The sequence below is a fragment of the Sphingobium sp. genome (assembly GCF_048594625.1).
Classification (GTDB): domain Bacteria; phylum Pseudomonadota; class Alphaproteobacteria; order Sphingomonadales; family Sphingomonadaceae; genus Sphingobium.
This window is the reverse complement of the sequence record NZ_JBMDWL010000028.1, coordinates 1-22,530: the sequence shown is the minus strand read 5'-3', so window position 1 is coordinate 22,530 and position 22,530 is coordinate 1. Positions and strand designations below refer to the sequence as shown.

Below are 22,530 nucleotides of genomic sequence, written 5' to 3'. Positions count from 1 at the left end.
GTTGAACAGCGACGGCGTTGCCGGCGGGGAACCGCTGACCGATGGGAAATGGGCGGGCTGGGCCGGATGGTCCGACCCGCATCCCGACACATTCCTGCAGGCGATCGGCCGGGGCTATATGCGCGGCGTTGGCCCCACGAGCGCGCAGGTCGCGCTGGAAACCCGGCCCAGTCACCGCAACCGACTCGATACGCTGCATGGCGGGTTTCTGGCCGCCTTTGCCGACCATGCCTATTTCGGCGCGCTGTGGGCCATGGGGCACAAGGCGCAGATCGGCGGCGTCACCATCGACCTGAACATGCAATATCTGGGCGTCGGCCGGGTTGGTCCCGACCTGCTGGCCGAGGTCGAGCTGCTGCGCGAAACCGGGCGCCTGATGTTCCTGCGCATGTTGATCACGCAGGAAGGGGAGCCGGTCGCGGCATCATCGGCCACCGTGCGCAAGGCGCCAGCGGCCAGATGACCAGCGTCATCGCCCGTTACGACGCGCTGGTGCAGGCGGGCGAATTGCGACCCGACCCGGATCAGCGTGCGGCGGCGGAACGACTCGATCGATTGCAGCAGGAGCTGGAGGCCGCGCCTGCGCGCGGATCGACACTGTGGAAATTGCTGCGCAAGGCGCCGGAGCCGCCCCGTGGCCTCTATATGTGGGGCGGGGTAGGGCGCGGCAAATCCATGCTGATGGACCTGTTTTTCGACACGGTGCATGTCCAGCGCAAGAAGCGCGCGCATTTCCATGAATTCATGCTGGATGTGCATGCCCGGCTGGCCGAGGCGCGCAAGTCGGAAAGCGGCGACCCCATCCCGCCCGTGGTCGAGTCGCTCGCCGACGAAGCGCGGCTGCTCTGTTTCGACGAGATGGTCGTGAACAATATGGCCGACGCCGCGATCATGTCGCGCCTGTTTACCGGCCTGCTGGAAAAGCGGGTGACGATCGTCACCACGTCGAACCGCGAACCGGACGAGCTGTACAAAAATGGCCTCAACCGCCAGCTGTTCCTGCCCTTCATCGACCTGATCAAGGCGAAGCTGGACGTCATGACGCTGAACGGGCCGGTCGATTATCGCCGGGACCGGCTGGGCGACTCGAAACTGTGGCATGTGCCCAATGGTCCGGAGGCGACCAGGGCCTTGTCCGACGCCTTTTTCCGCCTGACCGACTTTTCGGTCGAGGACCGGGCCAAGGTGCCGTCGGAAGACATCGTGGTGCAGGGCGGGCGCACCATGCATGTGCCCAAAAGCCTGAAGGGCGTGGCGGTCTTTTCCTTCAAGCGCCTGTGCGTCGAAGCGCGGGGCGCGCCGGATTATCTGGCGATCGCGCGCAAATATCATACCGTCATCATCGTCGGCATTCCGGTACTGGGGCCGGAAAAGCGCAATGAGGCGGCGCGCTTCGTGACGCTGATCGACTCGCTGTACGAATATAAGGTGAAACTGCTGGCGTCCGCCGATGCCGAACCCATGCGACTCTATCCTGAAGGGGACGGGGCCTTCGAATTCGAGCGCACCGTGTCGCGGCTGATGGAAATGCAGTCGGACGATTATCTGGCACTGGGTCACGGCCCGAAATGATCCCGGCGGGCCTGCCGCCGCCGGAATTCCACGCATCAAACGATTCATCGCCGACAGGAATCGGCCCGCCCGATGTCGTGCGCGTCGTTCATGAAGACGAAATCTTTCAAGGGGAAACAGGTCGGGTGTCGTCGTTTATGGCGACACCCGACAGGATACCTCTGCAGGGAAGGCTCGCGGACCAGGGTAGAAGCCCGGAGCGACAGGGTGTGAATTCCTTCTAATGCAATTGCGAATGAATTGCAAAGATAATTTGCACTTCAAGGATTTCGGCGGTTGAAACCCCTGTTGGAAGGGCGTAGGCGGACCAGCAATTCCAGTAGTCAAGACTTGGAGGATGATTGCACATGGCCCGTAAGAAGATCGCGCTGATCGGCGCTGGCAATATCGGCGGCACGTTGGCGCATTTGGCTGCGCTCAAGGAACTGGGCGACATCGTCCTGTTCGACGTGGTTGAAGGTGTGCCGCAGGGCAAGGCTCTCGACCTGTCGCAGTGCGGCTCGGTTGAAGGCTTCGACGCGAAGATCACCGGGTCCAACGATTATGCCGACATCGCAGGCGCGGACGTCATCATCGTCACCGCCGGTGTCGCACGCAAGCCCGGCATGAGCCGCGACGACCTGCTCGGCATCAACCTCAAGGTCATGAAGGCCGTGGGCGAAGGCATCGCCGCCAACGCACCTGACGCTTTCGTCATCTGCATCACCAACCCGCTCGACGCGATGGTGTGGGCGCTGCGCGAATTTTCGGGCCTGCCCGCGAACAAGGTCGTCGGCATGGCCGGCGTTCTGGACAGCTCGCGCTTCAACCACTTCCTGGCCGAAGAATTCAACGTGTCGGCCAAGGACGTCACCAGCTTCGTTCTGGGCGGCCACGGCGACACGATGGTTCCGGTCATCGAATATTCGACCGTTGCGGGCATCCCTGTCCCCGACCTCATCAAGCAGGGTCGTTCGACGCAGGAACGCATCGACGCCATCGTGAAGCGCACCCGTTCGGGCGGCGGCGAAATCGTCGCCCTGCTCAAGACCGGATCGGCCTTCTATGCGCCCGCCACCAGCGCGATCGCCATGGCTGAAGCCTATCTGGGCGACAAGAAGCGCCTGCTGCCCTGCGCCGCGAACCTGACCGGCCAGTATGGCGTTGACAATCTGTATGTCGGCGTTCCGGTGATCATCGGCGCGGGCGGCGTCGAACAGATCATCGAAATCGAACTGAACGACGAAGCCAAGGCGAATCTTCAGGTTTCGGTCGATGCCGTCAAGGAACTGCTGGAAGCCTGCAAGGGCATCGATCCCTCGCTGGCCTGATCCTACCCAGTCTCCATCGTCCCGCCCCAGGTAAGTGCGCAGCCGGGGGCGGGGCGCTTCAGACCCAAGTGCCACTTCCAACAGAAAAAAAGGGACACATATGTCCATTCTGGTGAACAAGAACACCAAGGTCATCACGCAAGGCATGACCGGTGCCACCGGCACCTTCCACACGGAACAGGCGCTGGCCTACGGCACCCAGATGGTTGGTGGCGTGACGCCGGGCAAGGGTGGCACCAGCCACATCGGCCTGCCCATTTTCGACACCGTTGCGGAAGCCAAGTCCAAGACCGGTGCCGATGCGTCGGTCATCTATGTGCCGCCGCCATTCGCAGCCGATTCGATCCTGGAAGCGATCGACGCGGAAATCCCGCTGATCGTCTGCATCACCGAAGGCATCCCCGTGCTCGACATGGTCCGCGTGAAGCGCGCGCTGTCGGGTTCCAAGTCGCGCCTGATCGGCCCGAACTGCCCCGGCGTCCTGACGCCGAACGAGTGCAAGATCGGCATCATGCCCGGCTCCATCTTCTCCAAGGGCAGCGTCGGCGTCGTGTCGCGTTCGGGCACGCTGACCTATGAAGCCGTGTTCCAGACCACCAACGCGGGCCTGGGCCAGACCACCGCAGTCGGCATCGGCGGCGATCCGGTCAACGGCACCAACTTCATCGACGTGCTGGAACTGTTCCTGGCCGACGACGCCACCGAATCGATCATCATGATCGGTGAAATCGGCGGCGACGCGGAAGAACAGGCCGCACAGTTCCTGATCGACGAAGCCAAGCGCGGCCGCAAGAAGCCGATGGCCGGCTTCATCGCAGGTCGTACGGCGCCTCCGGGCCGCCGCATGGGCCACGCCGGCGCGATCGTGTCGGGCGGCAAGGGCGATGCTGAAAGCAAGATCGCGGCCATGGAAGCAGCCGGTATCAAGGTTGCCGCCAGCCCGTCTGAACTCGGCTCGACCTTGGTAGAGGTACTGAAGGGCTAAACAGCCACTATATAATCGGCGGCCGGGCTGCACCCCGGCCGCTATTTTCCCGCTTCGCGACTGCACGCGGCTGGGATGGGACAGAGTGATGGGTTACGAGAACCAGGAAGTTTTTGACGCGGCTGGGGAGATTGAACGCGGGCCAAGCTGGCAACGCGATAACTGGCCGCTGAGCGACACCGACGATCTGACCGGGGCGATGGACCCCACGCAGATGCAGGTTGCCGTGAAGGCCGCCGCCAAGGCCGCTGGCAAGCCCGTGTCGGACACCGACGCCGTGGCCGCCGCCGACGACGCCATCCGCGCGCAGATGCTGATCCGCACCTATCGCGTGCGTGGTCACCTTGCCGCCAATCTCGATCCGCTGGGCCTGGCCAAGCGTGACCTGCCGGCTGACCTCACCCCCGAATATCACGGCCTGACGGACCTGAATAAGAAGGTCTATCTGGGCGGTTCGCTGGGTCTGCAATATGCGACCGTGGCGGAAATCGTCGCGATCCTGCGTGCCAATTACTGCGGCAGCGTCGGCCTTGAATATATGCACATCGCCGATGTGGAGGAACGCCGCTTCCTTCAGGAACGTCTGGAAGGCAAGGACAAGGAAATCATCTTCACGCCGGAAGGCAAGAAGGCGATCCTGGCCAAGGTCATCCAGGGCGAACAGTATGAAAAGTTCCTGGGCCGCAAATATGTCGGCACCAAGCGCTTTGGCCTCGACGGCGGCGAATCCATGATCCCCGCGCTCGAAGCCGTCATCAAATATGGCGGCCAGTCGGGCGTGCGTGAAATCGTGTTCGGCATGGCCCACCGTGGCCGTCTGAACGTACTGGCCAATGTCATGGGCAAGGGCTTCCGCGTCATTTTCCACGAATTTTCGGGCGGCACCGCCAATCCCGAAGATGTCGGCGGTTCGGGCGACGTGAAATACCACCTTGGCACCTCGACCGACCGCGAGTTCGACGGCGTCAAGGTTCACATGTCGCTGGTCCCCAACCCGTCGCACCTGGAAACCGTCGACCCGGTAGTGCTGGGCAAGGTCCGTGCGCAGCAGACCTTCCGCGACGATCTGGGCAAGCATGATCAGGTTCTGCCCGTGCTGATCCATGGCGACGCCGCCTTTGCGGGTCAGGGCATCGTGTGGGAATGCCTCGGCTTTTCCGGCGTGTCGGGTTACAACACCGGCGGCTGCGTCCACTTCATCATCAACAACCAGATCGGCTTCACCACCAGCCCGCAATTCTCGCGCGGGTCGCCCTATCCGTCGGACGTGGCGAAGGGGGTTCAGGCGCCGATCCTGCACGTCAACGGTGACGATCCCGAAGCCGTGACCTTCGTGTGCAAGCTGGCGATGGAATATCGTCAGACCTTCCACCGCGACATCGTGATCGACATGTGGTGCTATCGCCGCTTCGGCCACAATGAAGGCGACGAGCCGGGCTTCACCCAGCCGCTGATGTACAAGGAAATCCGCCAGCATCCGCCGGTCAGCGACATTTATGCCGCGCGCCTGAAGTCGGAAGGCGTGGTGGACGATGCGTTCGTCGCCGGGGCTACCGACGAATTCGTCAACCATCTGGAAGACGAGTTCGAAGCGGCCAAGAGCTACAAGTCGAACAAGGCGGACTGGTTTGCCGGTCGCTGGTCGGGCCTGCACAAGCCCGCCGACGCGGAAACCGCGCGGCAGAGCGTGGAATCGGCGATCACGCCCAAGCTGTTCGACAGTCTGGGCAAGACGCTGACCACCGTTCCCGAAGGCCATAATGTCCACAAGACGCTGAAGCGCGTGCTGGATGCCAAGGCCGAAATGTTCAAGTCGGGCGAGAATTTCGACTGGGCGACGGGTGAGGCGCTGGCCTTTGGTTCGCTGTTGTCGGAAGGCTATGGCGTGCGTCTGTCGGGTCAGGATTCGGGTCGCGGCACATTCAGCCAGCGGCACGCGGTCTGGACCGATCAGGACAGCGAAGCGAAATATATCCCGCTGTCGACCGTGCCGCATGGCCGGTTCGAAGTGCTGGACAGCCCGCTGTCCGAATATGGCGTGCTGGGCTTCGAATATGGCTATGCTCTGGCTGATCCCAAGGCGCTGGTGATCTGGGAAGCGCAGTTCGGCGATTTCGCCAACGGCGCGCAGATCATCTTCGACCAGTATATCGCGTCGTCGGAAACCAAGTGGCTGCGTTCCAACGGCCTCGTCTGCCTGTTGCCGCACGGCTATGAAGGGCAGGGGCCGGAACATAGCTCGGCCCGTCTGGAGCGTTATCTCCAGCTGTGCGCCGAAGGAAATATCCAGGTCGCGAACATCACGACCCCGGCCAATTATTTCCATGCGCTGCGTCGTCAGATGCTGCGGCCGTTCCGCAAGCCGCTGATCATCATGGCGCCCAAGTCGCTGCTGCGTCACAAGGGTGCGGTCAGCAAGGCCGAGGATTTCCAGGGCGACACCCAGTTCAAGCGCATCCTGTCCGACCCCAATGGATCGGCCGACAAGGATACCAAGCGTCTGGTCCTGTGTTCGGGCAAGGTCTTCTATGATCTGTCCGACGCCCGCGATGCCGCTGGCGACAAGGATGTCCAGATCGTCCGCATGGAACAGATCTATCCTTTCGCGACCGACGCGCTGGCCAAGCGCATCGAGCGCATGACAAATCTGGACGAAGTCGTCTGGTGTCAGGAAGAACCGCGCAACAATGGTGCATGGTTCTTCGTCGAACCCTATATCGAAGAAGCCCTCGCAAAGGCTGGCAAGGCGCCGATGCGCGCCCGCTATGCCGGTCGCAAGGCGTCCGCCTCGCCCGCTACGGGTCTGGCGTCGCGCCATGTGTCCGAACAGGGTGCCCTCGTCGCCGATGCGCTGGGTCACAGCGTTCGTGAAGAAATCCGCCGCCAGAAGAAAGGCTGAGACAGCTCATGGCAACCGAAGTCAAAGTCCCCACGCTGGGCGAATCCGTTACCGAAGCAACCGTGGGCCAGTGGCTCAAGAAGCCCGGCGAAGCCGTCAAGGCCGACGAGCCCATCGTCAGCCTGGAAACCGACAAGGTCGCGGTCGACGTGCCGTCGCCCGTCGCCGGTGTCATGGGCGATCTGGTCGCCAAGGAAGGCGACACGGTCGAAGTCGGCGCGCTGCTGGCCTATGTGACCGAAGGCGGCGCTGCCGCGTCGTCGCCTGCGCCCGCTGCTGCAGCGCCCGCCGCTGCTGCTGCCCCCGCCGCCAAGGCGGAAGCCGCTGCCCCGGCGCCTGCCGCATCGGCCCCGGCCGCTTCGGACGACGAAGAAGGCGGCAACCTGACCCTGTCGCCCGCCGTGCGCCGCCTGGTGCTGGAACATGGCCTTGACCCCAGCAAGATCAAGGGCACCGGCAAGGATGGCCGCCTGACCAAGGACGACGTCACCGCCGCCGCCGCCGCTGGCACGGCCAAGGCTGCGGCCGGTGGCGCTGCCGCCGCTGCGCCCGCCGCCGATGCCCCGGCCGCTGGTCCCAGCCGCAAGCAGGAGCGGGTCAAGATGACCCGCCTGCGCCAGACCGTCGCCAAGCGTCTGAAGGAAGCGCAGAACAACGCCGCGCTGCTCACGACCTATAACGACGTCGACATGACCAACGTCATCGAGGCGCGCGCCAAGTATAAGGATCTGTTCGAGAAGAAGCATGGCGTCCGTCTGGGCTTCATGGGCTTCTTCACGAAGGCCGTCTGCATGGCGCTGCGCGACATTCCGGGCGTCAATGCGCAGATCGAAGGCGACGAAATCGTCTATAACGACTTCGCCGACATCTCGGTCGCCGTTTCGGCCCCGACGGGCCTCGTCGTTCCGGTCATCCGCAACGCGGAAAGCCTGAGCGTCGCCGACATCGAAAAGACCATCGGCGGCTTTGGCAAGAAGGCCAAGGAAGGCAAGCTGACGATGGAAGATATGAAGGGCGGCACCTTCACCATCTCCAACGGCGGCGTGTTCGGATCGCTGCTGTCCAGCCCGATCATCAACCCGCCCCAGTCGGCGGTTCTCGGACTGCACCGCATCGAGGAACGCCCGGTCGTGCGCAACGGCGAAATCGTGATCCGTCCGATGATGTATCTGGCGCTCAGCTACGATCACCGCCTGATCGACGGTCGCGAAGCGGTCACCTTCCTCGTCGCGGTCAAGAACGCGATCGAAGATCCGACCCGCCTGTTGATCGACCTGTAAGCATCACCGCATGAATATCGCCCCGGCCACGCGCCGGGGCGTCCCCGCCTCTTGGAAAAAGGGCAGGGAGGTGCCAGTTTCCGCTGGCATGACTGGAGAAGGGAAAACCCCATGTCCGATTTCGATTATGACGTCCTGGTAATCGGCGCTGGCCCCGGTGGCTATGTCGCCGCGATCCGCGCGGCGCAGCTTGGCCTCAAGACAGCCTGCGCCGAAAGCCGCGAAACGCTGGGCGGCACCTGCCTCAATGTGGGCTGCATCCCGTCCAAGGCGCTGCTGCACGCGTCCGAACTTTATGACGAAGCCGCCAACGGGGCGCTCGCCAAGCTGGGCGTCAAGATCGACAAGATGTCGCTCGACCTGCCCACCATGCAGGGCCAGCGCGTCGAGGCGATCAAGGGCCTGACCGGCGGCATCGAATATCTGTTCAAGAAGAACAAGGTGACCTGGCTTAAGGGGCTGGCGACCTTCACCGGCGCCAACACCGTCGAAGTGAACGGTGAAAAGGTGACGGCGAAGAATATCGTCATCGCCACCGGCTCTTCGGTCGCGCCGCTTCCGGGCGTGGCGGTCGATAATGCTGGCGGCAAGATCGTGGATTCCACCGGCGCGCTGGAACTGGACAAGGTTCCGGGGCATCTGGTCGTCGTTGGCGGCGGCGTCATCGGTCTGGAACTGGGCAGCGTGTGGAAGCGTCTGGGCGCCAAGGTCACCGTGGTCGAATATCTCGACCAGATCCTGCCGGGCATGGACGGCGAAGTCCGCAAGGAAGCCAACAAGATCTTCAAGAAGCAGGGCTTTGAATATAAGCTCGGCACCAAGGTGACGGGCGCCGAAGTCGGCAAGAAGGGCGTGACCCTGACCGTCGAACCGGCCGCCGGTGGCGACGCTGAAAAGATCGAGGCCGATGTCGTCCTCGTGTCGATCGGCCGCCGTCCCAATACGGAAGGTCTGGGCCTCGACAAGATCGGTCTGGAATTGAACGCGCGCAGTCAGATCGAAACCGATCATGACTTCGCGACCAAGGTTCCGGGCGTCTGGGCGATCGGCGACGTCATCCCCGGCCCGATGCTGGCGCACAAGGCCGAAGACGAAGGCATTGCGGTTGCTGAGAACATCGCGGGCCTGACCGGCATCGTGAACCATGACGTGATCCCGTCGGTCGTCTATACCAAGCCGGAAATCGCGGGCGTTGGCCTGACCGAAGAAGCGGCGATTGAGAAGGCAGGTGGGGAAAAGGGCGCGATCAAGGTCGGCAAGTTCCCGATGATGGCGAACAGCCGCGCGAAGACCAATCACGAGCCGGACGGTTTTGTGAAGATCATTGCCGACGCGGAAACCGACAAGGTGCTGGGCGTGTGGATCATCGCCACCGTTGCCGGCACGATGATCGCGCAGGCGGCGCAGGCCATGGAATTCGGCGCGTCGAGCGAAGACATCGCCTATACCTGCCACGCGCACCCGACGCATAGCGAAGCGATCAAGGAAGCGGCGATGGCCGTCACCGGCAAGCCGATCCATATGTGATCGGTTCGCTTCCCGCCTGTTCAGGCGTGCGAAGACAAAGGAAGGGGCCTCCGTATCGCGGGGGCCTTTTTCTGTTTGGAGAAGGCGCTGTCGACGGGAGAGGCTGCTTGTTGCGGTATAGAGGCCATGGCATCCACGCGCCCGGTGCATGATCGGGCCATGATCCGATGGGATGAAATCGGATCATGGTTCGATCGTCCTTTGGTGATAGCAGTTTGCGAGCCGTCATCTGGGACGGATGATGTCACAATGCGCTGGAGAGGGATGGGCTATCATCCTGATGGCTCTGGCGGCGGCTGCAACGGCGCAGCCCCACATGCCGCACATATGGGGAGAATTTGGCCGGTCCGGCGCGCTGAGCCGCCAAAGCGAACTGGTGGAGATCGCCACCGGCGGCAAGCGCCGGGGGACGGCATTTCACTATCGGTTGCGGCTGACCATCAAGGACGGGAACGAGGTTGTCGGTATGAAATGGGCCGATTCCAGCTGGTGTCCGGCGGTTCAGACGGTGGTTCATGACATGCTTAATGTGACCATGCCCTTTCCTGAGCCGTCGGGGAGCCCGGATGCATCACGGGTGATGGTCGTGGACAGTGCAAGCTATCATCTGAAAAGCCCGACCAACTGGCCGATGGGTGACATCACGATCACATCGAATGTGGGATCGCCGCTGGCCAAACGGGTGGACGGGGCGCTGAAGCAACTGGCGTCCTGCTGGACCGACGATGTGGAAGGCGCGGGATAGCGACTGGTGCGGGGAGCGTTCCGACCGGTCGGTGCCCAGCTGACGAAAACAGAACCGCCGTGCCACCTGTTTCGGTCAATATGTTTCGCCGCCGCAGCTGATCTGACCGGTGCCGCGATTGTCGACGGTGCAGACGGCCTTGCCCGTCAGCGTGACGGTGCCCGATCCCGATGCGCGAATGTCGGCGGTGACGTCCGCCGTCAGGCTGATGCTGCCCGGTCCTTCGTTGCTGACGGTCGCCTGACGCGCGCGGAGCGGTTCGGCGGCGAGGGTGCCCGCACCGGTTACCCGGATGTTGGCGATGCCCGTCCGCCCCGCCAGCGTCATCCGCCCGCCGCCTGCCAGCATCAGGTCCATCTGATCCAGGTCGATATTGGCGACGCTGATGTCGCCATTGCCGCCCAGCACCATCTGCCCCTGCAATCCCTTGATCCGGTCGATGGCGATCGAACCGCCGCCGCTGAGGATCACCCGTTCGATCGTGCCGGTGGACAGGCGCAGCGTGGCCGCGCCCCGGCTTTTTTCGCCGTTGCGCGGTGCGTCCATCGATATGGTCATGACCCGGCCCGATACGTCGAGTTTCAGCCGGTCGAGCAGGGCGATGTCGCCATCCGCCCGCGCGGACGCGCCCGTGCCGGTGGTCAGGATGACCGTCACCGGCGCGTCCACCCGGATCGCGTCGAAACTGGTGATCGTATAGCCGCGCGTGGCGGCCCCGGCGGGCGCCGCACCCAGCAGCAGCGCCGCGCCGCCGGTCGCGATCAGGGTGCGCAGCGCGCTTCGCCCGGTCCCATTCCGCTGGTCGTGCATTGCGCCTTGCCTTTCACCGTCACATCACCTGGCCCCATGATGCTGATAGCGACCTTCCCGTCGGAGGCAAAGGCGATGTCGCCCGCGCCCAGCACGGATACGTCCGCCCCGCCGACCTTGAGCGCTCCCGCATCGATGTCGCCCGCGCCGGTGATGGAGAATTTGGCGCTGTCCGCCGCGCCCGCAATCTTCATCGATCCCGCGCCGGTAATGTCGGTGGTGAGCGATTTCACTTTCACCATGCCGATGCGGAAATCGCCAGCGCCCGTCAGCGACAGAGTCAGGCTGTCGCCTTCCGCCCGGTCGAGGTCGAAATCGCCCGCGCCGGTCAGCTGCGCCGACCTGATGGCGGGCATGGTGATGCGGACGGTTGCGCCCTTGTCATGATCGATCCAGCTGCCGCTGCTCGACTTGCGGCTGATGATCAGCGTTTGGCCTTTCGTCCGGATGTCGAGGTCCGCCACCGCCTTTGGATCGCCATCCGCCTTGATGCTGATCCGGTCGCCGATGGTCACGACCACATTGTCGGGACCGGTGGATTCGATCGCGTCGAACTGCCCGGTCTTGTTCCAATCCTGAACCTGTTGCGCGATTTCGTCTGCGGCGGGGGTTTCTTTCGTGCGGGAACAGGCCGTGGTCGACAGCGCCATGCCGGCCAGCATCAGCGCGACGAAGGGAAGGGGACGGGACATCGCTATCTCCTGAATGTGTGTTGTGTTTATAATACACATGCGGGTGGCGGTTCCAAGCCCCTTGTTCGTCGGGCAGGGTAAGGCATGATAGCCCATTGAAAATACGGAGTCCCATATCGATGCGTCTTTCCCTGATCGCGCTGCCCTTATTGTCCATGATCGCCGCCAGCGCGCAGACCAGCGCACAGGCCAGCGCACAGGCCGCGCCCGCGCAGGATGCGGGGGCCGCATGGTGGGCGCATGTGCAGGCCATCGCCAATGACGGGATGGAAGGGCGCGGCACGGGCACGCCTGGCTATGATCGCGCCGCCGACTATGTCATCGCCCAGTTCAGGGCGCTGGGGCTGAAACCGGCAGGCGTGGATGGGTACAAACAGCCGGTCGCCTTTGTCGAACAGGTGATCCAGTCGGACCAGAGCAGCGCGGCGCTGATCGGGCCGGACGGGGAAAAGGCGCTGGCGGTGCCGGGCGATCTGATCTTTTCGGGTGGCGGCGGGCCGGTGCCCGACAGCATCGACGCGCCGATGGTGTTTGCGGGCTATGGCCTGCACCTGCCCGAAGCGGGGCATGACGATTTTGCGGGGCTGGACCTGAAGGGCAAGATCGTCGTCGTGCTGTCTGGCGGGCCTGCGAATATTTCGGGCGCGCTCAAATCGCATGCGCGATCGGAACGGGCGCACTGGCTGGCGCAGCAGGGCGCGCTGGGCATGATCACGCTGGTGACGCCGGGGCAGGTGGAAATCCCATGGGTGCGGCGCGTGGCATTGGCGAGCGCGCCCGCGCTTTATTATGCCGACACGGCGATGCGCGACACGCAGACGCCGTTCCTGGGGGCGCAGTTCGACCCGGCCAAATCGGCGATGTTCTTTGCGGGTACCGGCAAGGATTTCGACGCCATTGCAAAGGCAGCGGATGCATCCGCACCGGTGGCCAGTTTTCCGCTGGCGCTGCGCCTGAAGGCGAAGGTGGTGGCGAAGCGGCGCGACCTGTCGTCGCCCAATCTGGTCGCGGTGATGCCGGGCACGGACCCCAAATTGAAGGCGCAGCATGTCGTGCTGTCGGCGCATCTGGACGGATATGGCATCGGCACCGCGATCAAGGGCGACGCCATCTATAATGGCGCGTTCGACAATGCGTCGGGCGTTGCCAGCCTGCTGGAAATTGCCAAGGCGATCAAGAACAGCAAAGTGAAGCCGAAGCGGTCGATCCTGTTCACCATCGTCACGGCGGAGGAAAAGGGGCTGCTGGGGTCACGCTATTTCGCGCGGCGGCCCACGGTGCCGCAGGCGAGCATCGTCGCGGACCTGAATTTCGACATGGCGCTGCCGATCTTTCCGCTGACCAGCGTGACGCCGATCGGCTATGACCAAAGCTCTCTGGGCAAGGATGTCGAAGCGGTGAGCGCGCAGATGAAGCTGCCGATCACGCCCGATCCCTTCCCGGATCGCAACGTGTTCATCCGGTCGGACCAGTATAGCTTCATCCGCGAAGGCATTCCCGCGCTGTTCTTCAAATATGGGTTCAAGGCCGGGACGCCCGAAGCCGCGACGGAAAAGGCGTGGCGGGCCAATATCTATCATTCGCCCTTCGACGATCTGAACCAGCCGGTGATGCCGGCCGAAAGCGCGAAGCTGAACGCCTATGTCACCGCAGTCACGCTGCGCGTCGCCAATGCGCCCGCGCGGCCGGTGTGGAATGGCGACAGCTTCTTCAAGCGTTTCGTGAAGTAACCGGCTGTTCGTACAGTTCGAGCGGCAGGCCGTCCGGGTCGGCGAAGAAGGTGAAGCGCTGAACCGTATATTCGTCCACGCGGACGGGCTCGCACGTCACCCCTGCGGCGGCGAGGCGTGCCACTTCGGCATCGATGTCGTCGACGATGAAGGCGAGGTGGCGCAGGCCGCATGCCTCCGGGCGGGAGGGGCGCGGCGGGGGCGCGGGAAAGGAGAAGAGTTCGATCTGCGCATTGCCCGCGTCGAGATCGCATTTCCATGACTGGCGTTCTTCACGATAGACTTCGCGGATGACGGGCAGGCCCAAAATGTCGCGGTAGAAGGCCCGTGACCGGTCATAATCGGAACAGATGAGGGCGATGTGATGGATGGCGCGCATGGGACGTCTCTGCAGATAAGAATGAATGTATAACCGTTCGGGCTGCGAACGGATGTCGATGATGCGGAATCTGTCCTTCTACGCGGCGGGCAGTCGCAACCTGACCAAAAGCCCGCCCAGATCCTCGCTTTCTTCCAGCGCGACCGATCCGCCATAGATTTCCGCGACGTCGCGCACGATGGCGAGGCCAAGGCCGGTGCCGGGCTTTCCCGAATCAAGGCGCACGCCCCGGTCGAAAATGCGCACGCGCTCGGTTTCCGGGATGCCCATTCCGTCATCCTCGACCAATATTTCGATCATGCCCGCCGCCCGGCCGACCGTGGCGAAAACGCTGCCGCCGCCATATTTGGCTGCGTTTTCGACGAGGTTTCCGAGCATTTCATCGAGATCCTGCCGCTCGACGCGGACGGCGGCTTCCTTGTCGCCGTCCATGTCGACGCGGGCGTCGGGATAGAGGCGCTGCACGGCGCGTTCGACGGCGGTCAGGCTGGCCCAGACCTCCGCCCGGCTTTGCGCCGCGCCGCGCCGACCGACGGCACGGGCGCGGGCGAGATGATGGTCGACCTGCCGCCGCATGGTGGTGGCTTCGCGGATCACGCTTTCGCCAAGGTCGGGCGCCTGCGCGGTGGCGGCGTTCATGATCACGGTCAGCGGCGTCTTGAGCGCATGGGCAAGGTTGCCCGCATGGGTGCGCGCTTCTTCGGCCTGCCGCTCATTATGGGCGAGCAGGGCGTTCAGTTCCTCGACCATGGGCAGCACTTCGGCGGGCATGGGTTCGGTCACGCGGTTCTTTTCGCCCCCGCGCATCCGCACGATTTCCAGCCGGACCTTGCGCAGCGGGCGCAGGCCATAGAGCGTCTGGAGCGTCACCAGCACGAAGAGGCCGAGCGCGAGCAGCGCGAAGCTTTTGAACAGGGTGGAGCGCAGCGTCCTGATCTGCCCATCCAGCCCCTCGCGCGCCTGCGCCACCATGAATATCCAGTGCGTGTTCGATCCGGGCAGGATGACGGCGCGTTCCATGATACGCAGGTCTTCGTCGGGGAACTGCTTGCTGTCATAGGTATGGAAATGGCGGTCATGATGTTCGGGCGGCACTTTCAGCGCGCGATCCCATAGCGAGCGCGAGCGCCAGTCTTCGCGCCCTTTTGCGCTGATCTGGTAATAAAGGCCGCTATTGGGTTCCAGAAAACGCTGATCGGCCAGTTCGCGGTTGAAGAGGACTTCGCCGTCCGGCCCGATTTCCGACGCCGCGATCATCGCGGTCAGCACATAATTCATGCCGTCGTCGAAATTGCGCGTGATCGCATCCGCCAGCACCCGATCCAGCGCCACGCCGCCGCCGATCAGCAACAGGCTGATCCACAACGCCGCGATGCCGATCATCCGCCGGCTGATGGAGCCGGTGGAGCGGACGGGGGGAGGGCTTACTGCGTCAGTCACTAAAAGGCCGTTCGCCCTGAGTAGCCACTGAGCGAAGTCGAAGTGGCGTATCGAAGGGTTCGTGCGAGATGCTTCGATACGGGATTTCGACTTCGCTCAATCCCTACTCAGCACGAACGGTGTATGGTCCTTACCGCCCCGGTTCGTCCAGGCTGTAGCCAAGGCCGCGGATGGTGGTGATGACGTCGGCGCCCAGTTTTTTGCGGATGCGCGTCACGAACACTTCGATCGTATTGGAATCGCGGTCGAAATCCTGATCGTAAATATGTTCGATCAATTCGGTGCGGCTGACCACCTTGCCCTTGTGATGGAGCAGATAGGACAGCAGCTTATATTCCTGCGCGGTGAGTTTGACCGGATCGCCCTTCAGCGTGACCTTGCCCGAACGGGTGTCGAGTCGCACGTCGCCCGCGATCAGTTCGCTCGACGCATTGCCCGATGCGCGGCGGATGAGCGCGCGCAGCCGGGCGATCAGTTCCTCGCTCTGGAAGGGCTTCGCCAGATAATCGTCGGCGCCCGCATCGAGGCCGGCCACCTTGTCCGACCAGCTGTCGCGCGCGGTGAGGACGAGCACGGGGAAGCTTTTCCCCTCCTTGCGCCAGCGGTCGAGCACGGTCAGCCCGTCGATCGTCGGCAGGCCAAGGTCGAGCACCACCGCGTCATAGCTTTCGGTGGAGCCGAGGAAATGACCGTCCTCCCCATCGGTGGCGAGGTCCACGGCATAGCCCGCGCCTTCCAGCGTGTTCCTGAGCTGCTGGCCCAGACTAGGTTCATCCTCGACGATCAGCAGGCGCATGGGAATCAATCCGTTTCTGTTATGGGAAAATCTGTAGCCGGGCGCGGATCAGCGCGCCATGCCGATAATATCGCCGGTCCGGCCGTCCGCATCAACCCACATGACCTTGCCGTCCTTCACATATTTCAGGCGATAGCGGTTGGCCGAAGGGTTGAATTCGCTGCCGACATAGGATGCGCCGCCCATGGCGGCATCGACCCGGCGCTTGATCATGGAAAAGGGCATGACCTGCCCATCGAGCATCGCCCGGCGCGCGGCATCCTGCTCATCGCGTCGGCCGCCCGCATCGGCGGTCGGCATCGTCACCGCCAGAGCGATGATCGCACAAAGGGCAGTCGGCAGGCTGTTCCACTTCATATTCATCGGCATGGCATAGGCGAAAGGCATTGAACAGGTGGTGAATGGCGCAAAGATGAACAAAAAGGGCAACGATGGCGAGGCATCGTTGCCCTTCCGATCAGGCAAAGTGCGGCTTATTTATCCAGCGCATATTGCACGGTCAGGGTGATTGATGCGCTGACCTGACCCGGTTCCACGGGGGTTACGGGCGCGGCGTCGGCCTTGAAACTGGCGCGGGCCATCATCGGCATCGGGGGCTGGCCCCCGCTGTTGCTTTCGCTGATCGATACGAGGCGCGCGGCACGATAGCCCGCCGCCTGTGCATAATAATCCGCCTGCGCCTTTGCACTCTTGAGTGCGGCGCCGCGGGCCTGAACGATCAGTGGCGAGGGATCGTCGATGCTGAAGGTCGGGCCGTTGATGTTGGTCGCGCCCGCCGCGACCATGGCGTCGAGCAACGCGCCGACCCGCTTGATGTCGCGCAGCTTCACGGTCAGCTGGTTCGACGCTTCATAACCGATGAAGCGCGGGCCGCCAGGCTGACCATCGCGGTTGCTGTAATCATATTGGGCGGACAGGTTGATGCCGCTGGTCTGGATGTCTTTCCTGGCAATGCCTGCCTTTGTAAGCGCGGCGATCAGTTTTTGCGTCTGTGCGGCATTGTCCTGCATGGCGGCCTGCGCCGTCTGGGCACGGGTCTGGACGCCGGTGCCGACGGTTGCGACATCGGGTGCGGCTTCCACGCTTTCGGTGACGTTGAGCGTAACCACCGGCGCAGTCTCGGCGATGGTGACGCTGGTCTGGGCAACGGCCGCGACCGGCAGCGCGGCGGCGCCAAGCGCCATCAGGGCGAGAGCGGATTTCATGGACATGTCTCCTCTGTAAGTCCTGCCCCCCATTTGGCCGGGGTGCGATGAATGGACGCTGACATGCGTTGAAAGCCGCCCGACAGCTTTGGGGGTTCCGCTCTTGCTACAATGCGCCATAGGCCTTAGCTGCACGGCCATGGCAGCACCTATTCTCTCGTTCGAAAATCTGGGCCTCTCACAGGGGGCGAACTGGCTGTTTCGCGGCATCGACATTCATGTGGGGCAGCGCGACCGGCTGGCGCTGATCGGGCGCAACGGCGCGGGCAAGACCACTCTTCTGAAACTGATCGGCGGGCAGATCGAACCGGATGAGGGCATTCGTTCGGTGCAGCCGGGCGCGCGGGTCATCACGCTGGAGCAAGACCCCGACGTGACGCCGTTCAAAACGCTGCATGATTTCGCGCTGGCGGGCGAATTTGCGCCGCCCGCGCATGAGGTGGAGGCGATCGCCGACCAGCTGGGCAGCGACCGGTCCCGTGAAGCCAAGACCGCCAGCGGGGGCGAGCGCCGCCGCGCCGCCATCGCCCGCGCGCTGGCGAGCGAGCCTGACCTGCTGCTGCTGGACGAACCGACCAACCATCTGGACATTGCCGCTATCGACTGGATCGAAAGCTGGATGGCGCGCTATAATGGCGCCTTCATCGTGATCAGCCACGACCGCGCGTTCCTGACCCGGCTGACCCGTCAGACTTTGTGGCTGGACCGGGGGCAGATGCGCCGCAATGAAATCGGCTTTGGCGGTTTCGAACAATGGATGGAAGCGGTCTATGCCGAGGAGGCGCGGGCTGCCGAGAAGCTGGACGCGAAGCTGAAGATCGAGGCGCACTGGCTGGAACGCGGCGTCACCGCGCGGCGCAAGCGCAATCAGGGACGGCTGGCCAAGTTGTGGGACATGCGGGCGCAACGTGCGGCGATGCAGGGACCGCAGGGGACCGCGAAGATCGCGGTGGCGGCCGACGACAGCAAGACCAAGAGCGTCATCAAGGCCGAGCATGTCACCAAGATGTTCGGGGACCGCACGATCATCAACGATTTTTCCCTGCGCGTGCAGCGTGGCGACCGGATCGGCATCGTCGGCGGCAATGGCGCGGGCAAATCGACGCTGCTGAAGCTGCTGACCGGCGAACTGGCGCCCGACAGCGGGGAGGTCAGCCAAGCCAAGACGCTGGACATGATCTTCATCGACCAGCAGCGCAGCCTGATGCAGGGCGACAAGTCGGTCCGCGACGTGCTGGCCGAAGGGGGCGACTGGATCGACGTGCGCGGCGTGCGCAAGCATGTCCATGGTTATCTGAAGGACTTTCTGTTCGACCCGTCGCTGGCGGAGGCGAAGGTGGGCACATTGTCGGGTGGCGAACGTTCGCGGCTGTTGTTCGCGCGGGAGTTCGCCCGCGAATCGAACCTGCTGGTGCTGGACGAACCGACCAACGACCTCGACCTCGAAACGCTGGACCTGTTGCAGGAAGTGATCGCCGATTATGACGGCACGGTGCTGATCGTCAGCCATGATCGCGATTTTCTGGACCGCACGGTGACGGTGACGCTGGGGCTGGACGGCACCGGGACGGTCGATGTGATCGTGGGCGGCTATGCCGACTGGATCGAGAAGCGCGATCCCCGAAAAGCGCCCAGGGCCGAAAAGAAGGCGGCCGCCGCGCCGCCGCCGCCCAAGCCCGTATCAGCGAAGTTGACATATAAGGACCAGCGCGATCTGGACCTGCTGCCCAAGCGGATCGAAGAACTGGAAGCGGCGATCGCGAAGGATGAGGAGGCGCTGGCCGACCCGGCGCTTTACACCCGCGATCCCAAAAAGTTCGCCGCGCTGACGGGCGCGATCGAAAAGGCGCGGGCCGAAAAGGATGCCGCCGAAGAACGCTGGCTGGAGCTGGCGGAAAAGGCGGAAGGATTGGGGGGATAGGCTTCTACCTTCGTTTGGGTTGAGTATGTTGAAGGCCGTTCCTTACATCCTTTCCAGCCCCCGTCAGGCCGGTTGAGGACAGGCTTCGCCCGGAGCGGACGGCAGGATGCGGCGCGACAGAAGGAAACAGGATGGACATGCCGGCAACGCCCCAACCCCACCATGCGGTCCATTATGTCAACCGCATCGGATGGCTGCGCGCGGCGGTGCTGGGGGCCAATGACGGGATCGTGTCCACCGCCAGCCTGATGACCGGCATTGCCGCATCGGGGGCGGGTGCGGAATCGATCCTGCTGTCGGGCGTCGCGGCGCTGGTGGCGGGCGCGATGTCGATGGCGGCGGGCGAATATGTGTCCGTCAGCGCCCAGTCCGACACCGAGCGCGCGGATCTGGCCAAGGAAGAAAAGGCGCTGTTGACCCAGCCCCATGCCGAATGGATCGAATTGCGCGACATCTATGTCGAACGCGGATTGACGCTGGATCTGGCAGGGCAGGTGGCCGATCAGTTGATGGCGACCGATCCGTTGGGCGCCCATGCCCGCGATGAATTGGGCATATCGGATGTGGCCACCGCGCGCCCGGTGCAGGCAGGATTGGCGTCCGCCGCCAGCTTTGCCGTGGGGGCGGCGCCGCCGGTGCTGGCGGCGGCGATGGTGCCGCCCGACCATGCGATGACGGTCATCGTCGGCATCAGCCTGTTGTGTCTGGCCCTGCTGGGCGGGGCCGGAGCGGTGCTGGGCGGGGCGCGGCCGTGGAAGTCGGTCATCCGCACGCTGTTCTGGGGGGCGCTCGCCATGGCGGTGACGGCGGGCGCAGGGCATCTGTTCGGCGCGGCGATTTGATGTCAGGGTCTGGTCCCAAGTGACGGGAAGCATCCTGACGCCATCAGGGACGGACGACGGATCGCAAAATCCGGTAAACAAAAGACATTTGTGGGATCATCCGATTCAGTCCAATCGGGTCATGCCATAAAGCAAGGGGAAAGAGACATGCGCTTCATTCAGCATATGGCCGGTATTCAGCATATGGCCGGTGCGGCCGGAACGGGCCTGACGCTATGATCGGGCGCGTCTTCATCGCTGCCGCCCTGATGACGGGCATGTCGCCCATCGCCCATGCGGCGCTCAGCCCGGCGGAAAAGACGATCGGAGCGACGGTGGAGGCGGGATATGAACCGTCCGTCGCGCTGCTGGAAAAACTGGTGAACCAGAATAGCGGGTCGATGAATTTCGCGGGCGTGAAGGCGGTGGCCGACATGCTGCGCCCGCAGTTCGAGGCGCTGGGCTTTACCGTGACATGGAAGCCGATGGTTGCCGCCAAGCGCGCCGGGCACCTGATCGCGGTGCATAAGGGCAAGGCCGGAGCCACGAAGATGCTGCTGATCGGTCATCTCGACACCGTGTTCGAACCCGATTCGCCGTTTCAGACCTTCAGGCGGGATGGCGACTGGGCCAGCGGCCCCGGCGTGTCGGACGACAAGGGCGGGGTGGCTACGATGCTGCTGGCATTGAAGGCCATGCAGGCTGCGGGTACGCTGAAGGGCGCGAATATCGAAGTCGTGCTGACGGGGGACGAGGAGGATGCGGGCGACCCGGTGTCCGTAGCGCGCGCCGACCTCATCCAGGCGGGCAAGCGGGCCGATGTGGCGCTGGATTTCGAGGGCCTGTCGCAGGAAAATGGCAGGGATATGGGGTCGATAGCGCGGCGATCCTCCAACAGCTGGACGCTGACGGCGACGGGCAAGTCGGGGCATAGTTCGGGCATATTTTCCGCGGCGGCCGGCGATGGCGCCATTTACGAACTGGCGCGGATCATCACCGCGTTCCGCAAGGAATTGCCCGAACCCAATCTGACCTTCAACGTCGGGCTGATCGGCGGCGGGCAGAGCGCGGATGTGGACAAGGACGGCGTGCGCATCGCGTCCACCGGCAAGACCAACATCATCGCGCCGATCGCGGTGGCGAAGGGCGATTTCCGCACGCTGAGCGAGGACCAGACCAGGCGCGTGCAGGGGAAGATGCAGCAGATCGTGGACAACGGCCATCTGAACGGCACGTCGGCGAAAATCGATTTCGACCTTGGCTACCCGTCGATGGCGCCGACGCCGGGCAACAGGGCGCTGCTGGACAGGCTGAACATCATCAACAGGGATCTGGGCCTGCCCGAAATGCCTGCGCTCGATCCGCTGAAGCGCGGGGCAGGCGACATCGCCTTTGTCGCGGCGGATACGGACGGCTATGTGGGCCTTGGCCTCGCGTCCAGCGGCGATCACAGCCCGGCGGAAAAAGCGGACCTGTCCACCATGAAGCGTCAGGCCAAGCGCGCGGCCATCTTGATGAGCCGTCTGGCAGGCGAAAAGGGACGGAAATAGGTGCGAACGGGGGGACGCAACCGTCCTCGGGTCACCCTGCGCCTGTTCAGGCTGATCGAAGCGAAAAGCGTTCGTTTCGATCAGTTCAGGGCTTCGACAGGCTCAGCCCGAACGGTTATGGGTGAATGATGCTGCCACCCACGCCCACATTCGCGACGTCCATCGGCCCGGTGCTGGAAAGCCTCGCCATCGCGGCGACTTTCCTTGCGGCGGCATCGGGCGCGCTGGCGGCGGCGCGGTTGCAGCAGACGATCGTGACCTTCAGTTTCTTTGCGCTGGTGACGGGTGTGGGCGGGGGGACGGTGCGTGACCTGCTGATCGGCGCGCCGGTATTCTGGGTGGTGGATGCGACCCCGGCCATCGCCTGCATCAGCGGGGCGGTGCTGGTGTGGATCACGCCGCGCCGCTGGTGGAGCGACCGGGCGCTGGCATGGCTGGACGCCTTTGCGCTGGCGTCCTTTGCCGTGTTCGGCGCGGCCAAGGCGATGAGTTTCGGCGTGCCGCCCTTTTCCGCCGCGATCATGGGCGTCGTCACCGGATGCGTGGGCGGCATCATGCGCGATCTGCTGGCGGGGGAACCATCCATCCTGTTGCGGCCCGAACTCTATGTGACCGTGGCGGCCTTTGCTTCGGGCCTGTTCGTGGCGCTGCGCTGGATCGGACTGGAGGTGCCGGTCGCGGGGATGATCGCCGCGACGCTGGGCTTTGGGCTGCGCGCCATGGCGATCTGGCGCGGGTTGGGATTGCCGGGCTATCGGGAGGAGGAGGGGTAGGCGCCCGCCTTCTCTCCCATGCCCTGAACTGTCGTTGTCGGAGCGCTATTCCCCCCCCCCACCCCACCCCGATCAAATACCCCCGCCAGCCCGCC

The 22,530-nt window shown here is 63.9% G+C and carries 20 protein-coding genes; 13 read left to right on the top strand and 7 right to left on the bottom strand.

Translation table 11 applies throughout. From position 1 onward, the window contains the following. The first annotated feature begins 1 nt into the window (after position 1). The 8 genes from ACOJSJ_RS03320 (at position 2) to ACOJSJ_RS03285 (ending at position 10,318) form a co-directional block, all read left to right on the top strand. On the top strand, positions 2-463 hold the full coding sequence (locus ACOJSJ_RS03320) for a PaaI family thioesterase (protein ID WP_420143564.1): 462 nt from the start codon (positions 2-4) through the stop codon (positions 461-463). Further along, on the top strand, positions 460-1,572 hold the full coding sequence (zapE, locus tag ACOJSJ_RS03315; RefSeq protein WP_420143563.1) for a cell division protein ZapE: 1,113 nt from the start codon (positions 460-462) through the stop codon (positions 1,570-1,572). Before ACOJSJ_RS03320 ends, zapE begins: the two co-directional genes overlap by 4 nt. A gap of 347 nt (positions 1,573-1,919) precedes the next feature. After that, positions 1,920-2,882: a malate dehydrogenase gene (gene mdh / locus ACOJSJ_RS03310; protein WP_420143562.1), complete on the top strand. Its 963-nt coding sequence runs from the start codon at positions 1,920-1,922 to the stop codon at positions 2,880-2,882. Between the two features lie 100 nt (positions 2,883-2,982). Beyond that, positions 2,983-3,867 carry a succinate--CoA ligase subunit alpha gene (gene sucD / locus ACOJSJ_RS03305; protein WP_420143561.1) on the top strand — a complete coding sequence of 295 codons (885 nt, stop codon included), beginning with the start codon at positions 2,983-2,985 and terminating at the stop codon, positions 3,865-3,867. 88 nt (positions 3,868-3,955) lie between these two features. Further along, positions 3,956-6,766, top strand: a complete 2,811-nt coding sequence (locus tag ACOJSJ_RS03300) for a 2-oxoglutarate dehydrogenase E1 component (protein ID WP_420143560.1) — start codon at positions 3,956-3,958, stop codon at positions 6,764-6,766. An 8-nt stretch (positions 6,767-6,774) separates the two neighbouring features. Beyond that, complete coding sequence (odhB, locus tag ACOJSJ_RS03295) at positions 6,775-8,046, top strand: 2-oxoglutarate dehydrogenase complex dihydrolipoyllysine-residue succinyltransferase (protein ID WP_420143559.1); 1,272 nt, start codon at positions 6,775-6,777, stop codon at positions 8,044-8,046. A gap of 111 nt (positions 8,047-8,157) precedes the next feature. Beyond that, entirely contained in the window at positions 8,158-9,573 is a 1,416-nt protein-coding gene (gene lpdA / locus ACOJSJ_RS03290; protein WP_420143558.1) for a dihydrolipoyl dehydrogenase, read from the top strand. A gap of 280 nt (positions 9,574-9,853) precedes the next feature. Further along, a complete protein-coding gene (locus tag ACOJSJ_RS03285) occupies positions 9,854-10,318 on the top strand; it encodes a hypothetical protein (protein ID WP_420143557.1) in 465 nt (154 codons plus the stop codon). A 75-nt stretch (positions 10,319-10,393) separates the two neighbouring features. Here the strand turns inward: ACOJSJ_RS03285 and ACOJSJ_RS03280 are convergent, their stop codons facing one another. Continuing rightward, positions 10,394-11,128 carry a GIN domain-containing protein gene (locus ACOJSJ_RS03280; RefSeq protein WP_420143556.1) on the bottom strand — a complete coding sequence of 245 codons (735 nt, stop codon included), beginning with the start codon at positions 11,126-11,128 and terminating at the stop codon, positions 10,394-10,396. Further along, positions 11,080-11,820 carry a head GIN domain-containing protein gene (locus ACOJSJ_RS03275; RefSeq protein ID WP_420143555.1) on the bottom strand — a complete coding sequence of 247 codons (741 nt, stop codon included), beginning with the start codon at positions 11,818-11,820 and terminating at the stop codon, positions 11,080-11,082. Before ACOJSJ_RS03275 ends, ACOJSJ_RS03280 begins: the two co-directional genes overlap by 49 nt. Before the next feature lie 119 nt (positions 11,821-11,939). On the opposite strand from ACOJSJ_RS03275, the gene ACOJSJ_RS03270 reads away from it, so the two are divergent. Further along, a complete protein-coding gene (locus tag ACOJSJ_RS03270) occupies positions 11,940-13,550 on the top strand; it encodes a M28 family metallopeptidase (RefSeq protein ID WP_420143554.1) in 1,611 nt (536 codons plus the stop codon). Here ACOJSJ_RS03270 and ACOJSJ_RS03265 read toward each other — a convergent pair. The 5 genes from ACOJSJ_RS03265 to ACOJSJ_RS03245 form a co-directional block, all read right to left on the bottom strand. Continuing rightward, on the bottom strand, positions 13,531-13,929 hold the full coding sequence (locus ACOJSJ_RS03265) for a VOC family protein (protein WP_420143553.1): 399 nt from the start codon (positions 13,927-13,929) through the stop codon (positions 13,531-13,533). The genes ACOJSJ_RS03270 and ACOJSJ_RS03265 overlap by 20 nt on opposite strands. A 78-nt stretch (positions 13,930-14,007) precedes the next feature. Further along, a complete protein-coding gene (locus ACOJSJ_RS03260) occupies positions 14,008-15,312 on the bottom strand; it encodes a sensor histidine kinase (protein WP_420143615.1) in 1,305 nt (434 codons plus the stop codon). Between the two features lie 187 nt (positions 15,313-15,499). Then, complete coding sequence (locus ACOJSJ_RS03255) at positions 15,500-16,165, bottom strand: response regulator transcription factor (protein WP_420143552.1); 666 nt, start codon at positions 16,163-16,165, stop codon at positions 15,500-15,502. A 48-nt stretch (positions 16,166-16,213) separates the two neighbouring features. Next, positions 16,214-16,552 carry a hypothetical protein gene (locus tag ACOJSJ_RS03250; RefSeq protein WP_420143614.1) on the bottom strand — a complete coding sequence of 113 codons (339 nt, stop codon included), beginning with the start codon at positions 16,550-16,552 and terminating at the stop codon, positions 16,214-16,216. An 86-nt stretch (positions 16,553-16,638) separates the two neighbouring features. Then, complete coding sequence (locus tag ACOJSJ_RS03245) at positions 16,639-17,370, bottom strand: SIMPL domain-containing protein (protein ID WP_420143551.1); 732 nt, start codon at positions 17,368-17,370, stop codon at positions 16,639-16,641. A 139-nt stretch (positions 17,371-17,509) separates the two neighbouring features. Here ACOJSJ_RS03245 and ACOJSJ_RS03240 point away from each other — a divergent pair, with 139 nt between their 5' ends. The 4 genes from ACOJSJ_RS03240 (at position 17,510) to ACOJSJ_RS03225 (ending at position 22,435) form a co-directional block, all read left to right on the top strand. After that, the gene (locus ACOJSJ_RS03240; protein WP_420143550.1) at positions 17,510-19,291 is read left to right on the top strand and encodes an ABC-F family ATP-binding cassette domain-containing protein; all 1,782 of its coding nucleotides are present in this window, start codon (positions 17,510-17,512) and stop codon (positions 19,289-19,291) included. A gap of 137 nt (positions 19,292-19,428) precedes the next feature. Continuing rightward, positions 19,429-20,133, top strand: a complete 705-nt coding sequence (locus tag ACOJSJ_RS03235; RefSeq protein ID WP_420143549.1) for a VIT1/CCC1 transporter family protein — start codon at positions 19,429-19,431, stop codon at positions 20,131-20,133. Between the two features lie 215 nt (positions 20,134-20,348). Continuing rightward, a complete protein-coding gene (locus tag ACOJSJ_RS03230; RefSeq protein WP_420143548.1) occupies positions 20,349-21,662 on the top strand; it encodes a M20/M25/M40 family metallo-hydrolase in 1,314 nt (437 codons plus the stop codon). 128 nt (positions 21,663-21,790) lie between these two features. Beyond that, entirely contained in the window at positions 21,791-22,435 is a 645-nt protein-coding gene (locus ACOJSJ_RS03225; protein ID WP_420143613.1) for a trimeric intracellular cation channel family protein, read from the top strand. The last annotated feature ends 95 nt before the right edge of the window (positions 22,436-22,530 follow it).